Source organism: Alistipes sp. CAG:29 (assembly GCF_000435435.1).
GTDB classification, from domain to species: domain Bacteria; phylum Bacteroidota; class Bacteroidia; order Bacteroidales; family Rikenellaceae; genus Alistipes; species Alistipes onderdonkii.
This window is the reverse complement of the sequence record NZ_FR893390.1, coordinates 1-14,704: the sequence shown is the minus strand read 5'-3', so window position 1 is coordinate 14,704 and position 14,704 is coordinate 1. Positions and strand designations below refer to the sequence as shown.

Sequence of the window (14,704 nt, the reverse complement as noted above, 5' to 3'; positions counted from 1 at the left end):
TCAGAGTTTTAGGAAATTGCGCAGTATCCGCTCGCCCGCCCGCCCGCTCTTTTCGGGGTGGAACTGCGTGCCGAAGAAATTGCCGCGCCCCAGGGCGGCGCTGAAGATCCCTCCGTAGTCGGTTTGGGCGATCGTGGCGTCGCACGCCTGTGCCGCGTAGGAGTGGACATAGTAGAGGTAGGTGCCTTCGCCGAGGTCGTCGAAAAGCGGGCTGCGGAGCCTGCCGACGGTGTCCCAGCCTACGTGGGGAATCTTCAGCGGATTTTCCCCGCCTCTCAGCCGCACGACGTGCGCCGGGAAGATGCCCAGGCAGCGGGTGTCTCCCTCCTCGCTGTCCAGGCACATCAGCTGCATGCCGATGCAGATGCCCAGTACGGGCTGCGTCAGGGTGGGGATGAGCGCATCCAGTCCCCGTTCGCGGAGTTTGGCCATTGCCGACGAGGCTTCGCCCACGCCCGGGAGGAGCACCCTGTCCGCCTGCCGCAGCACCGCGGCGTCGGACGTGACCGTAAATTCGGCGCCGATGCGCCGCAGGGCATTGGCCACCGAACGCAGATTGCCCGTATCGTAATCCGTGATCGCTATCATAGTATGCCTTTGCTGCTGGGTATGTCGTATCCGAAGCCGGTGCGCGCCACGGCCATGCGCAGCGCACGCGCGAAAGCCTTGAAGATCGCCTCAGCCTTGTGGTGGTCGTTCCCGCCGCGTGCCGAAATCTGCAGGTTGCAGCGTGCCGCGCAGCAGAGCGAGTGGAAAAAGTGGCGAAACATCTCCGTCGGGACGTCCCCGACCCGCTCGCGGCGGAATTCGGCGTCCCATTCGAAGTCGATGCGCCCCCCGAAGTCGAGCAGTACCAGCGCCCGGCAGTCGTCCATCGGCAGTGCGAAGCCGTAGCGGCCGATGCCCGCCTTCGACCCCAGGGCGCGGTCGATGGCCTCGCCCAGCACGATCGCCACGTCTTCCATCGTGTGGTGTTCGTCGATGTCCAGGTCGCCGTGCGCCTCCACCGTGAGCGACACCCCGCCGTGGTGGGCGATCTGGGCCAGCATGTGATCCAGGAACCGCAGCCCGGTGGAAATCCCGTCGCCCGGGGCGGCCCCGCAGGTGCCGAAGCCCCGGCCGTCGAGGTCTATGCGTACGGTGATCTGCGTTTCGCGCGTTTCGCGCGTCACAACGACCCGCCGTTCCCCGCGGCGGATGTATTCCGCGATCTCGGCCCACGAGTCCGTGATGAGCGCGCATGCCTCTTCCGCGCCCGCTTCCCGCAGCATCCTGCGTCCTTCGGCGGCAGGCGCCAAAAGGATGCCCTTCGCCCCGAGGTTGCGCGCCAGCAGGATGTCGGTCGCCCGGTCGCCGACGACGTAGCTCGTCCCGAGGTCGTACGACCCGTCCGTGTAGCGGCCGAACATGCCCGTACGGGGTTTGCGCGTCGGGGCATCGTCGCTTTCGAACGTGCGGTCGATGAGCATGTCGTCGAACGCGACGCCTTCGCCTGCGAGCGTGCGCAGCATTTTTTCGTGCGGCGGCCGGAAATCCTCCTCCGGGAAGGCCTCCGTGCCCAGCCCGTCCTGGTTCGTCGCCATCACCAGCTCGAAATCCAGCCCCCGGAGCGTCCGGAGCGCCGAGATCGCACCGGGTATGAATTCCAGCTTTTCGAGGCTGTCGACCTGGTAATCCGCGGGCGGCTCCGCGATCACGGTGCCGTCGCGGTCTATGAAGAGCGCTTTTTTCATGGGCGGAAATTTTTGACGGTTTCCAACATGCGGTCGTTCTCCTCCGGGCGCCCGACCGTGATGCGCAGGCAGCCTTCGCAACCTGCGATCCGCGAACGGTTGCGGACGATGACCCCCGCTGCGACCAGCTCCCGGTACAACGGGTCGGGTGCCGCGGTCTTTACCAGCAGGAAGTTGCCTTCCGACGGGTAGACCTGCCCGATGCAGGGGCATGCCGCGAGTGCCGCCGCCAGGCGCGAGCGTTCGGCGCGGATCGCCGCGACCTGGGCCGAGATGTCCCTGCGGAGCGATTCCGCGACGGCCCGCTGCGTGAGCGTGTTGATGTTGTAAGGGTATTTCACCCGGCCGAATAGGCCGGCGATCTCCTCCGAGGCGAAAGCCAGTCCGAGCCGCAGCCCGGCCATGCCCCACGCCTTGGAGAGCGTCTGGAGGACGATCAGGTTCGGAAACTCGCCGAGCCGCGGCAGGAACCCGCCGCCGTCGGCGAAGTCGATGTAGGCTTCGTCCAGCACGACGATGCCGTCGAAGCGGCGGAGCAGGCTTTCGATCTCCTGTGCCGGGAACGCATTGCCCGTGGGGTTGTTGGGCGAGCAGAGCCATATCAGCTTCGTGCGCTCGTCGGCTGCCGCCAGCAGCGCCCCGACCGGGAGCGAGTAGCCGGCTCCCAGCGGCACTTCGCGCATCTGCACGTCGTTCGTCGCAGCCGCCACGCGGTACATCCCGTAGGTCGGGGCGATCGACACGGCGTTGTCCAGCCCCGGCCGGCAGAAGATCCGGAATGCGAGGTCGATGGCCTCGTCGCTGCCGTTGCCGAGGAAGATCCGCCCGGCGTCCACGTCCTTCAGTTCTGCGATCAGGGCTTTCAGCGCCCGCTGGTGCGGGTCGGGGTAACGGTTCACGCCGTTGTCGTAGGGGCTTTCGTTGGCGTCGAGCCATACGTCGATCCCGCCGCCCGCATATTCGTCGCGGGCTGTGGAGTAGGGTTGCAGCGCCAGGATGTTGGGGCGCACCAACTGCGACAGCGGTTTCATAGTATCCCTCCTTTCATCCGGACGCGCACGGCGTTGGCGTGTGCGTCGAGCCCTTCGGCCTCGGCCATGGCCGTGATTGCGGGCGCCAGCGCGTCGAGCCCGTCGCGCGTCAGCTCCTGGAATGTGATCTTGCGCATGAAACTGTCGACGTTCACCCCGCTGCAGGCACGGGCCCAGCCGCCCGTGGGCAGCGTGTGATTGGTGCCCGAGGCGTAGTCCCCGGCGCTTTCGGGCGAGTAATTGCCGATGAAGACGCTGCCCGCGGCCGTGATCTTGGCGGCGATGCCCCATGCGTCGCGCATCGAGACGATCAGGTGCTCCGGGGCATAGGCGTTGGCGAACGCAATCTGCTTGTATTCCTCGTCGAACAATACGATCCGGCTGTTGGCCAGCGAATTGCGGATCGCCTCGCCGCGGCTGAGATACCGGATCTGCTCCTCGACGGCCCGGGTTACCTGCCGTGCGAAACGCTCCGTCCGGCAGACCAGGATGGCCTGGCTGTCGTCCCCGTGCTCGGCCTGCGACAGCAGATCGGCGGCGACGAATTCCGCCCGGGCGCTGTTGTCGGCCAGCACCATCACCTCCGAAGGGCCTGCCGGCAGGTCTACGGCCACGGCCTCGGTGCTTACCAGCTGCTTGGCGCGGGTGACGTACCTGTTTCCCGGGCCGAAGATTTTTTCGACGTGCGGGATGCTTTCCGTGCCGTAGGCCATGGCGGCCACGGCCTGCGCCCCGCCGACGGCGAAGATGCGGTCGACGCCGCACAGGTCGGCGGCGAAAAGCACCTCGGGGGCGATCTTCCCGCCGCGCCCGGCCGGGGTGCAGAGTATGACCTCGCCGCACCCGGCGATCCGGGCGGGCAGGGCGAGCATCAGCACCGTCGAGAAGAGCGGGGCATTGCCGCCCGGGACGTAGAGCCCCACGCGGCCGATGGCTACGGCGCGCTGCACACACCGCACGCCGGGCATCACTTCGATGTCGACCTGCGGCGGGAGCTGTGCCCTGTGGAAGGCTTCGATATTGGACTTGGCGATCGCAAGCGCCGTCTTGAGCCGTTGCGGCACGGCTTTGGCCGCTTCGGTGCGCTGCCTGCGGGAAACCTCGAACCTCTCGGGGACGTAACCTTCGATGCGGGCCACGAGGTCGCGCAGCGCCTTGTCGCCGCCCGTGCGCACCTGTGAGAGGATGGCGGCGACCCGTTCCGTGATTTCGCCCTCCTGCCGCGTGCAGCGGGCCGTGAGGGCCGGCCATTCACGGCGCGGCGGGTTGTTGTGGATTTTCAGCATTTCCATATCCGGGTGTTTTTCGGGGTCAGCGGATCATGTTTTCGAGCGTCAGCACCAGGATGTCTTCCGCGCCGATCTCCTTGAGCCGTTCGATGCGTTCCCAGAGCTGGGATTCGCTGATCACGGCGTGTATCGAACACCATCCCTCCTGCGCCAGCGGCAGGATCGTGGGGCTGCGCATGCCGGGCAGGATGACGATTGCTTCCTGGAGTTTCTCCGCCGGGAGGTTCATCAGCACGTATTTCATGCCCCGGCTTTCGAGGATGGAGTTGAAGCGGAAGGTGAGCTGTGCCGTTTCACGGCGCTTCGCCTCGTCCATTTCCGGGTTGGCGATCAGCACCGCTTCGGAATAAAAGACCTTCTCGACTTCGACCAGCCCGTTCGAGATGAGCGTGCCGCCCGACGATACGATGTCGAAGATCGCGTCGGACATCCCGACCGCCGGGGCGATCTCCACCGAGCCCTCGATGGTGTGTATTTCGGCGTCGATGCCCTTTTCGGCGAAGAACCGCGTGAGGATGTTGGGGTGGGAGGTGGCGACGCGCTTGCCGCGGAAATAATCCAGCCCTTCGTATGCCACCGTGCGTTCCACGGCCAGCGAGATGCGGCAGTTTCCGAACCCGAGATCCATCGCCTGCTCTACGCGGAATCCTTTCTCCGCCACTTCGTTCAGCCCCACGATGCCCAGGTCGGCGACGCCCATCGCCACGGCCTGCGGGATGTCGTCGTCGCGCAGGTAGAGCACTTCCAGCGGGAAGCCCCCGGCGCGCGAGATGAGTTTGCGTTTGCTTTCGGCGACGCGGATGCCCGCCTCGGAGAGCAGTTCGATGCTCTGTTCGTTGAGTCGGCCCTTGGCCTGGATTGCGATTCTCAGCATTTTTTTTGTCGATTTTGGCACACCGCCCGCGGCATAAGCACGAAAAAAGCCCACCCGCAGGGGGTGAGCTTCGTATATACTTTTGTTAAACTTATGGTTCCGTTTACATGTACATATCCGTCTTACCCCTTCGGAAAGTGGTGATGGTGATGATGGATATGGTGAAATATTGTCATATATGCTGTCGTTGGGACAAATGTATCTATTTTGTCCGAAAAAACAAAATTCCAAGTAAAATTTTTTAATATATTTTCAAAATCAGCCCTGGATACCCTCGGCGCGATCTTCGTCTGTCCCGTGCGGCCTGTTTCCGGTAGCGTGCGGCCGGTGCATGGAGTTTGCAGAAATTGCACGTCCGGCGTCCGGGTGTTTGCAATGCCGGTATTTGTGCCCTGCTGCCGGTCGTCTTCACCGTGTCCGTTTTTTTTGCTATTTTTGTCTGCCGGCAGACGGTTTCAGTGGGGCAGTTCGGCGCTTCGGTTTTACCTATTGCCCCTGCTGCCGTGATTCCCGTGGGGTGGTTGCGGCCGCTCCGGGGGCGGGGCGGGCGGCGGGAGGAAAGTCCGGGGCTTATTCATCCGCTTCGCCGTATACCTCGCCGCGGAGTGCGTCGTCCGAATAGACGTGCAGGCTGTGCCCCGTGGGGCTCAGGCAGGTGATGCGGTGTATGTGGTTGTCGAAACATCCCGGCTTCCCGATTGCGAAGAATGCACACGGGGCTTCGACCTCGGCGCTGTGCACCGGACGTGCCGTGCCGTCGCCTGCGGGCTCGAAGATTTCGAGCCGGAACCTGCCGTCGGCGAAGTGGTAGCCTGCGAACTGCGGGTGGGCATGGATGCTCGTGCGGTTGCCCTCCTGCCAGCTCATCACGATCGCCTCCCATCCCGTTTCCGGCGATCGGCCCAGATAGGTGCGGCGGTAGGCGGTCGCGGAATAGTCGTCGAATGCCGTCAGCGGGTGCCCCTCGAGCCAGCCGAGCACATAGCCCTGTATTCGCTCGCCCAATGCGTCGTCGACGGGTTTCCTGTCGGTGATCCCCGTCAACCCGGTGAAAAACTCCCCGTATTCGGCCGTGTTGGCCGAAGCCTCCTGCAAATCCTCCGCGAGTGTCGTCGCATGTCGTTCCTGTTTCATGGTGTTGTTCGTTTAGTGCAAAGATAGCTGGCCGCTCCGTGCAAACCTTCAGTAAAAATACTTATTCCTGCGCTGCATGTCGGTTTCCCGGGTGTGCGGGTGCTGCGCGGCATCTCTGCCGGGCGGCCTTTCCGGTCGCTTTGCCGTTCGTTCTCCCGTTTACCCCGGCCGTTTTTTCCGGCACGGCCCCCGGGCGGGCGCAAGCCGTTCCCCGATGTTGTTTTTTTAGTCGAAAAATGCCCTTCGATTGCGGCCGTACAGCCTTTTTTGCTATATTTGTAACTTAAATCCGAACGCTGACTCCGCTTATGACACCTCTCGCCGTTATCGCCACCGTATTGGGCTATATAGCCGTACTTTTTGTCGTCGCCTGGCTTTCTGGACGGCGTGCCGACAATGCCGGGTTTTTCACCGGCAACCGGAGCACGCCATGGTATATGGCGGCTTTCGCCATGATCGGGGCTGCGATCTCGGGCGTGACTTTCATCTCGGTGCCGGGCTCGGTCGCCGTCGATTCTTTCTCCTACATGCAGATGGTCGCCGGTTTCACCGTGGGGCAGCTGGTCGTCGCGTTCCTGCTCATCCCGACCTTCTACCGCCTCCGGGTGGTGTCGCTCTACGAATACCTCGACGGGCGCTTCGGCATCCTCTCGCACCATACCGGGGCATGGTTCTTCTTCGTGTCGAAGATGCTGGGTGCCGCGCTGCGTGTCTACGTGGTCTGCGCCGTCATGCAACTGCTGGTTTTCAGCCACTACGGGCTGCCGTTCTGGCTCAATGCGCTGGTGACGATGCTCTTCGTCTGGCTCTATACGCAACAGGGGGGTGTCAAGTCGCTCATCTGGACGGATACGCTCAAGACTTTCTGCCTGGTGGGCAGCCTCGTGCTGTCGATCGTCTTCATCATGCAGGCGCTCGGCATGTCGTTCGGCGAAATGACCCGCGAGGTCGCCGCGTCGCCCTATTCGCGGGTGTTTTTCTTCGACGACCCCTCCTCCGACCGCTATTTCTGGAAGATGTTCCTTGCGGGCGTCGTGCTGCTGATCTCCATGACGGGGCTCGACCAGGACATGATGCAGCGGAACCTGAGCTGCGCCACGCCGCGCGATTCGCAGAAAAACATCGTCCTGACGGCCGTCAGCCAGATATTCGTCATCTTCCTGTTCCTCGTGCTGGGTGTGCTGCTCTACATTTACATCGGCCGCACCGGCCTTGCGATGCCCGTAAAGGGCGACCAGGTATTCTCGCTGGTGGCTGTCGAGGGCGGATTGCCGGTATTTGTTGGCATACTGTTTGTTATAGGGCTTATTTCGAGTACTTATTCAGCTGCCGGTTCGGCCCTTACGGCCCTTACGACCTCGTTCACGGTCGACATCCTGCAAGGCACCAGGCGCTACGGTGACGAACGCCTGACCCGCATCCGGAAGGGCGTACACGTCGGCATGGCCGTCGGCATGGCGCTGGTGATCCTCGGCTTCGAGTACCTGGCCGACGACAGCGTCATCAACCTCGTCTACAAGGTTGCCAGCTATACCTACGGGCCGATCCTGGGTATGTTCGCCTTCGGGATGTTCACGCGCCTGAGGATCCGCGACGGCTGGATGCCCGTGGTCGCCGTCGCCGCCCCCGTGCTGAGCGCCCTCGTGCAATACTGGGCGCGCGAGGCGTGGGACTACCGGATCGGGTTCGAACTTTTGATTTACAATGCCGTCTTTACCATGGCCGGCATGTTGTTGCTTGCCAAGAAGAATGAAAACTAAATTCCTGTCGTTTTTTCTGCTGCTCTGCTTCGGCTGGCAGCAAGCCCCGGCCGCCGGGGTCGACGCCACGACCCGCCGCGAGATCGGCCGTACATTGTCGCGTATCGTCGCCCGTGAGGTTTCGGGCGGCTTTGTCCGGATCGAGGGCGTGGACGCCTCGCGCAAGCGGGTGCGCATCTACACCTCGGTGGGGCTCTCCTATTACCCGTTCCGCGAGCAGAACCTGCGGGCCATGTACGACTCGGTGCGTGCCGTCCTGCCGCCGGAGTACCGCAAGGCCTCCATCGAGCTATATTCCAACAAGCGCGAAGTGCGGGGGCTGATCCCGATGGCCTACCGCACCGATGCCGAGTTCAGGAAACTGCTGCGCAAGAAGAAGGTCGTGCCCTTCGTCAACCGTTCGCAGCGGCCGCTCGTCGTCCGCCAGTCCTCGCCCGTAGCTCCCACGCAGGGGCTCTCCGGGCGCCATATCGCGCTGTGGCAGAGCCACGGACGCTATTTCGACCAGCCTGCGAACCGCTGGAAATGGCAGCGTTCGCGGCTGTGGATGACCTGCGAAGACCTCTATACCCAGAGCTATGTGCTGCCTTACCTGGTGCCGATGCTCGAAAATGCGGGAGCCTGCGTGATGTTGCCCCGCGAGCGCGATGTGCAGAAATACGAGGTGTTGGCCGACAACGATGCCGCCGGGCAATACGCCGAGACGGACGGCCCCGAGAAATGGCAGCCGGGCGGTGTCGGATTCGCGCATACGCGGCAGGTATACCGCACCGGCGAAAACCCGTTCCGGGATGGTACGACCCGCCGTGTGCGGACGGTTGCCGGGGGTGCCGAGAGCCGCGCCGCGTGGCGTGCCTCCATCCCCGAGCGGGGTGAATACGCCGTCTATGTAAGCTATGAAACGGTGCCCGGAAGCACCGACGACGCGCAGTATACGGTGCATCACCTCGGCGGCGAGAGTACGTTCGCCGTGAACCAGACGATGGGCGGCGGGACATGGATTTACCTCGGGCATTTCCTCTTCGGGCCGGGTGAGCAGCCGGTCGTGACGCTCACCAACCGCTCGCGGCAGGCGGGACGTATCGTCACGGCCGACGCCGTGAAGGTCGGCGGCGGCTACGGTAATGTCGCCCGCTCGGTCAGCGATTCGCTGCGCCGTCCCGGCGTCGAATATGCCGAGGAGACGAGCGGCTATCCCCGTTTCTGCGAGGGCGCCCGCTACTGGCTCCAGTGGGCGGGGTTCGACCCGAAGGTATACACCCCGAAGGAGAACGCCGACGATTATAAGGACGATTACATGTCGCGCGCCCACTGGGTCAATGCCCTGATGGGCGGTTCGGAGCGGATGCCCGACAGCACGGGGCTGCGGATTCCGGTCGACATGGCGCTGGCCTTCCATTCCGATGCGGGCGTGCGGCTCAACGACGAGACCATCGGCACGCTGGGCATCTTCTATACCCGCGAGAACAAGGGGCGTTTCGAGGGCGGTGCCGACCGCTACCGCTCGCGCGACCTGACGGACATCGTCATGACGCAGATCGTCTCCGACATCCGCCGTACCTGCGAACCCGAATGGAACCGCCGCGGGCTCTGGAACCGCGCCTATTACGAAGCGCGCGTGCCGGGTGCCCCGACCATGCTTCTCGAACTGCTCTCGCACCAGAATTTCGCCGACATGCGCTATGGCAGCGACCCGCGCTTCAAGTTCCTCGTGAGCCGTGCTATCTACAAGGGTATCTTGCAGTATATCAGTTCGCAGTACGAATTACCTTATGTAGTGCAGCCGCTGCCTGTGGAGTCCCTCGCCGCGGAGTTCGCCGCTGACGGCAAGGTGGCCGTTTCGTGGTCGCCCGTGATGGATTCGCTCGAAACGACTGCCGCCCCGACCGGTTATGTGGTCTATACGCGCATCGACGACGGCGGCTTCGACAACGGCCGCTATACCGACAAGCCCTATTTGCTCTCCGAGCAGGAACCGGGGCGCATTTACAGCTATAAGGTGACCGCCGTGAACGAAGGCGGGGAGAGTTTTCCCAGCGAGGTCGTCGCCGCCTGCCGTATCCCCGGCGGGAAAGGGAACGTGTTGGTCGTAAACGGATTCGACCGCATCAGCGCCCCGCTGAGCATGCGCCGCGATTCGCTGGCCGGGTTCTATACCGAGCTTGACGGCGGGGTGCCCGACAAACAGGACATTTCGTTCATCGGCGGGCAGCAGGTGTTCGACCTGGCGATGGCCGGGTGCGAGGTCGACAGCATCGCCCTCGGCGCCTGCAACTGTGACTACGAGACGGAGGTAATCGGCGGCAATACGTTCGACTATCCCTATGTGCACGGCCGTTCCATAGCCCGGGCGGGCTATTCGTTCTGCTCGGCCTCGGTGCGGGCCGTGGGGGATCGCGGCGTGTCATTGGAGGAGTATTCCGCAGTCGACCTGATTCTGGGCAAACAGCGCTCCGTGACCATCGGGCGCGGTGTGGCGGGGTATGCGTTCAAAACGTTTTCGCCTGAATTGCAGGATGTCCTGAGGCGCTATATGGCCGGTGACGGAGCCCTTTTCGTGTCGGGCAGCTACGTGGCGACCGACCTTTGGACGGGCGGGGAGGCCACCCCCGCAGACCGCGCTTTTGCCGAGGAGGTGTTGCACTACACCTACGACGGCGACCAGGCCGCCGACCGCAACCGGGTGCGGGTCGTGACTTCGCATGCGGGTTTTTCGCGCGACGAGTACCGCTATGTCGACGATTTCCGCCCCGACCGCTACCGGGTCGAACGGGTCGATGCCCTGAGACCCGCGGGTGGCGGGGCTTTCCCCGTGATGCGCTACGTGGACAACAACCGCTGCGCGGGGGTGGCCTGCGCGGACAGCCGCACGTTCGTCATGGGCTTTCCGTTCGAAGCCCTCGAGAGCGATGTGCAGCGCGACCGGCTGATGGCCGACATACTGGGTTTCCTGCTCGGCGGAAAGAGCGGAGGGGATGATTAGCCGGCCTCCGGTGCCGGTTTTGCGGCGGTTACGCTCCGGCTGTGGCGCCCCAAGCGCCGTGTGCCGCCCGGCGGGGCGCCCCGGAAGAGGACGGACAAACGATTGTTTTTTGTAAAATAGATAAATTATGTCACTCGAACAACAGATTTCGAAAGGTATCATGGAGGCCATGAAGGCCAAGGATACCGTGCGCCTGGGCGCATTGCGCAATGCCAAGAAGTATATCATCGAGGCCAAGACCGCGGGCCCGGAAATCGCCGAGCTGCCCGATGCCGACGTACTGAAAATCATCTCCAAACTGGCCAAGCAGGGTGCCGATTCCGCCGCGATCTTCACAGAGCAGAACCGCCCCGACCTCGCGGCCGAGGAGTTGGCACAGGTCGCCGTCTACCAGGAGTTCCTGCCCCGGCAGCTTACGCCCGAAGAGCTGGAGGCCGAGGTCAGGGCCGTGATCGCCCAGGTCGGCGCCACGTCGGTGACGCAGATGGGCAAGGTGATGGGCGTGGTCACGAAGAAGCTCGCCGGACGTGCCGACGGCAAGGATATTTCGGCCAAGGTCAGGGAACTGCTTTCATAAGGCCGGTGTGCCGATGAAGCGCCTGTTGTTTGTCCTGTGCAGTCTCTTTGCGGTGCAGGAGGTTTGCGCACGGCGTCCTGCCGTACGGTTCGACCTGCCCTATACGGTCGAGCACGGCAAATATGTCGTGGTGCTCGGCACGCCTGCGGGCCCCCGCCGGTTTATCTTCGACACCGGGGCGTCAGGCACCTGCATCAGCGAATCGCTGCGCGACGAACTGGGGGCCGAGATCGTGAAAACCCAAAAAGTCCGCGATTTCGAGGGCCATGTCGTTCCCATCGACCTGGTTCGGCTCGACAGCCTGCGGATGGGCGACGCGCTTTTCCGCGACCATCCGGTGCTGGTCATGCCCGACACTTCGCTGGTCTTCGCCTGCCTGCGGGTCGACGGCATCGCGGGGTGCGACCTGCTGCGCTGGTGCGCCGTCCGCATGCCCAATGCCGACTCGACAATCACCGTCACGGACGATGTCCGCACGCTGGGGCTGCCCCGCGGCCGACGCATGTCGCGCATGGAACTGGGCGGCGGATGCCCGTTTCTGCCGGTGACATGCCGCAACGGCGACAGGCAGGCCCGGATGTACGTCAAATTCGACACCGGCTCGGCGGGCTATTTCCATTTCTCCTATGCCGATTCCGGCGATGCGCCCCCGCCCCTGTGGTTCATCGACAGCCTGCGCTGGGCCGACGGATATGCGTCGGCTATCGGCTGGACGAACCGCAACAGGGTGAACAGCCATTTCCGGGGTACGATCCCCCGGTTCGAAATTCAGGGGACGGCCATTGCCGACATGCCGGTCAAGCGCACCTTCGGCCACAACCGGATCCTCGGCTGCAAGTTGTTCGACTGGGGGCAGGTCGTGCTCGATTTCCGCCGCAAGCGCTTCCTGTTCATACCCCGCGGGGGCGAGGCGAAAGCCCCGCCGCAGCCCGCCTGTAATTTTACGCTGGCCCTTTCCGCCGGGCAGCTCGTCGTCGGGCAGGTGTGGGACGAGGCGCTCGCGGACGTCATCGCCCCCGGCGACCGCATCCTCTCGCTCGACGGGCACCCCTGGGACGGCGACGTCTGCCGATTCCTGCTCGACCCCGACCCGCTGGACGGTACGGTGTGCGGGATCGGGACGGCCTCCGGGCAGCATGTTGTCCTAACGATTGAAACCATGAAATAATGCACGTACTGGAATACCTGCACCGCAATGTCAAGACCGTCGCCATGCCGACGGCCATGGTGGTCGGGGCGTTGCTTTGCCGCCCCGTGACCGCCCTCGAGGGGTGGACGCACCAGATGATTACACCCTCGCTGATCTTCCTGATGCTCTTCGTCACATTCTGCCGCGTCAAGCCCCGGCAGATGAAGCCTTCGATGCTGCATTTCTGGCTGCTGCTGTTTCAGGTCGTGGTGAGCGTGGCGGTCTATTTCCTGCTGCTGCCGCTGAATCCCATCGTGGCACAGGGGGCGATGATCTGTGTGCTGGCGCCCGTGGCGATGGCCGCGGTGGTGATCGCCGGGATGCTCGGGGCCAATGTCCCGACGATGGCTACATACAGCCTCGTGTGCAACATGGTGATCGCGCTCGTGGCGCCCGTCGTTCTGTCGCTGGCCGGGACGGGGGCATGCTCCTTCACGCAGATACTGGCGCGTATCGCGCCGCTGCTCATCATGCCCTTCGCGGCTGCGCAGTTCTGCCGTTTCGTACTGCCCGGAGCGGCGAAATGGATCGGGGATCACAGTCAGATTTCATTTTACATGTGGCTCGTATCGCTGGTGGTGATCATCGGCCGTACGACGGCCTTTATCCTCGATTTGCACGATGCTTCGCCCGCGACCGGGCTGTGGCTGGCATTCGCGGCGCTGGTAATCTGCCTGGTGCAGTTCAAGGTCGGCCGCTCGCTCGGCCGCCGTTACGGCGACGCTCCGGCGGGCGGGCAGTCGCTCGGGCAGAAAAACACGGTGCTGGCCGTCTGGATGGCGCAGTCGTTCCTCGACCCGATCTCCTCGATCGCCCCGACGGCATATATTGTCTGGCAGAACTTCGTCAATTCCTACCAGATATGGAAAAAGGACAAAGAAAGTCGAATAAATTGATTGTAAAAAACTAATAAGCAATATTTTATATTTCTTTGCTCTCTTTTCTCTTGTTTTCCCCGTTTTCCTGTTTTAGCCGATAAATGCCTTTGTTTTGTTACTATTTTGTTACTTGAAAGGCGCGAAGTAACAAAACAAATCGCTATATTTGCCGTTGTAACGAAAAAGGAATTAGGGTATGGCGAAGACGAAGCAAACGGTCAAGTTAAAAGCCCCGGTGCAAATCCGGTTCAAGCAGCTTGCCAACGGCAACCAATCTATCTATTTGGATTATTATACGGGCGATGTCATCCGTAAGGAGAACTATGTCGGCGGCAAGCGGCAGTATGAGTTTCTGAAACTCTACCTGATCCCGGAGCGGACACGGGAGGATAAGACGAAGAACGAGGCGACGCTTGCGCTTGCCAAAGCGATCCAAAGTAAGCGCATTGTGGAGATACAGAACGACGCGCACGGGTTTCAGAACACGAACAAGTCCAAAGTAAATCTGCTCGACTATCTGGAGAGCATCGGGAAACAGTCAGCCGAGCGGGGGAGCGGGAACTATGCGCGAACGGTGCTGAATACCGTCCGTGCGTTGAAGTTGTTTCGGGGTGATTATATCGCGTTTCGCGATGTCGATAAACAGTTTCTTTCGGAGTTTACCGATTTCCTGCGGCAGATGCCCAAGGCCAGCAAATACGGAGTGCGGAAAACCGGAGGCGTGCTGGGGAATAATTCGGTCGTTTCCTATTACGGCACGTTGCGCACGGCGATCAACCGAGCCTATAAAGAGGGTATAATTACGATCAACCCTACAAAGGAGTTTGATTTTGCAGATAAAGTAAGACAAGAGCCGAGCCGCCGGGAATACCTGACTATCGAGGAGTTGAAGTTGCTGATAGCTACCCCGTGTCGGCACGAGATCATTAAACAAGCCTTTCTGTTTAGTTGCCTGTGCGGGTTGCGGGTGAGCGACATTCGGAAACTGACATGGAGCGACTTGCAGCAGAGCGGCGGGCGTGTGCGCATCGAGATCAAAATGCAGAAAACGAAGGAGCCGCTTTACCTGCCGATCTCCGACGAAGCGTTGAAGTGGCTGCCGGAACGAGGCGAAGCGAAAGACGGCGATTCTATCTATCCGTTGACGCACGAAGGGACGGTGAACGACACGTTACAGCATTGGGCAAAGACAGCGAAAATCACCAAACATATCTCTTTTCACACGGCGAAACATCATACAATCTCTATCTAATTGA

Annotated in this window: 12 protein-coding genes; 6 read left to right on the top strand and 6 right to left on the bottom strand. The window is 62.3% G+C overall.

All coding sequences use genetic code 11. The features are described from left to right. The 6 genes from hisH to QVP03_RS00360 form a co-directional block, all read right to left on the bottom strand. Complete coding sequence (hisH, locus tag QVP03_RS00385) at positions 1 to 588, bottom strand: imidazole glycerol phosphate synthase subunit HisH (RefSeq protein WP_022331724.1); 588 nt, start codon at positions 586 to 588, stop codon at positions 1 to 3. After that, complete coding sequence (gene hisB, locus QVP03_RS00380) at positions 585 to 1,733, bottom strand: bifunctional histidinol-phosphatase/imidazoleglycerol-phosphate dehydratase HisB (RefSeq protein ID WP_022331723.1); 1,149 nt, start codon at positions 1,731 to 1,733, stop codon at positions 585 to 587. The genes hisH and hisB overlap by 4 nt, the downstream gene beginning before the upstream one ends. Then, entirely contained in the window at positions 1,730 to 2,764 is a 1,035-nt protein-coding gene (gene hisC / locus QVP03_RS00375) for a histidinol-phosphate transaminase (protein ID WP_022331722.1), read from the bottom strand. The genes hisB and hisC overlap by 4 nt, the downstream gene beginning before the upstream one ends. Next, entirely contained in the window at positions 2,761 to 4,056 is a 1,296-nt protein-coding gene (gene hisD / locus QVP03_RS00370; protein ID WP_022331721.1) for a histidinol dehydrogenase, read from the bottom strand. Before hisD ends, hisC begins: the two co-directional genes overlap by 4 nt. Before the next feature lie 19 nt (positions 4,057 to 4,075). After that, positions 4,076 to 4,927 (bottom strand): ATP phosphoribosyltransferase, encoded by an 852-nt coding sequence (hisG, locus tag QVP03_RS00365; RefSeq protein ID WP_022331720.1) that lies wholly within the window; start codon positions 4,925 to 4,927, stop codon positions 4,076 to 4,078. Between the two features lie 570 nt (positions 4,928 to 5,497). Further along, on the bottom strand, positions 5,498 to 6,061 hold the full coding sequence (locus tag QVP03_RS00360) for a hypothetical protein (RefSeq protein WP_018697080.1): 564 nt from the start codon (positions 6,059 to 6,061) through the stop codon (positions 5,498 to 5,500). Between the two features lie 308 nt (positions 6,062 to 6,369). Here QVP03_RS00360 and QVP03_RS00355 point away from each other — a divergent pair, with 308 nt between their 5' ends. From QVP03_RS00355 to QVP03_RS00330, 6 genes are all read left to right on the top strand, one after another. Continuing rightward, positions 6,370 to 7,821 (top strand): sodium:solute symporter, encoded by a 1,452-nt coding sequence (locus QVP03_RS00355; RefSeq protein ID WP_022331719.1) that lies wholly within the window; start codon positions 6,370 to 6,372, stop codon positions 7,819 to 7,821. Beyond that, positions 7,811 to 10,804, top strand: coding sequence for a golvesin C-terminal-like domain-containing protein (locus QVP03_RS00350; RefSeq protein WP_022331718.1), 2,994 nt, complete (start codon positions 7,811 to 7,813; stop codon positions 10,802 to 10,804). The genes QVP03_RS00355 and QVP03_RS00350 overlap by 11 nt, the downstream gene beginning before the upstream one ends. 127 nt (positions 10,805 to 10,931) lie before the next feature. After that, entirely contained in the window at positions 10,932 to 11,381 is a 450-nt protein-coding gene (locus QVP03_RS00345; RefSeq protein WP_022331717.1) for a GatB/YqeY domain-containing protein, read from the top strand. Between the two features lie 13 nt (positions 11,382 to 11,394). After that, on the top strand, positions 11,395 to 12,549 hold the full coding sequence (locus tag QVP03_RS00340; RefSeq protein ID WP_022331716.1) for a retropepsin-like aspartic protease: 1,155 nt from the start codon (positions 11,395 to 11,397) through the stop codon (positions 12,547 to 12,549). Further along, positions 12,549 to 13,466, top strand: a complete 918-nt coding sequence (locus QVP03_RS00335; protein ID WP_022331715.1) for a hypothetical protein — start codon at positions 12,549 to 12,551, stop codon at positions 13,464 to 13,466. Before QVP03_RS00340 ends, QVP03_RS00335 begins: the two co-directional genes overlap by 1 nt. Positions 13,467 to 13,644: 178 nt before the next feature. Beyond that, positions 13,645 to 14,700 (top strand): site-specific integrase, encoded by a 1,056-nt coding sequence (locus QVP03_RS00330; RefSeq protein ID WP_022331714.1) that lies wholly within the window; start codon positions 13,645 to 13,647, stop codon positions 14,698 to 14,700. The last annotated feature ends 4 nt before the right edge of the window (positions 14,701 to 14,704 follow it).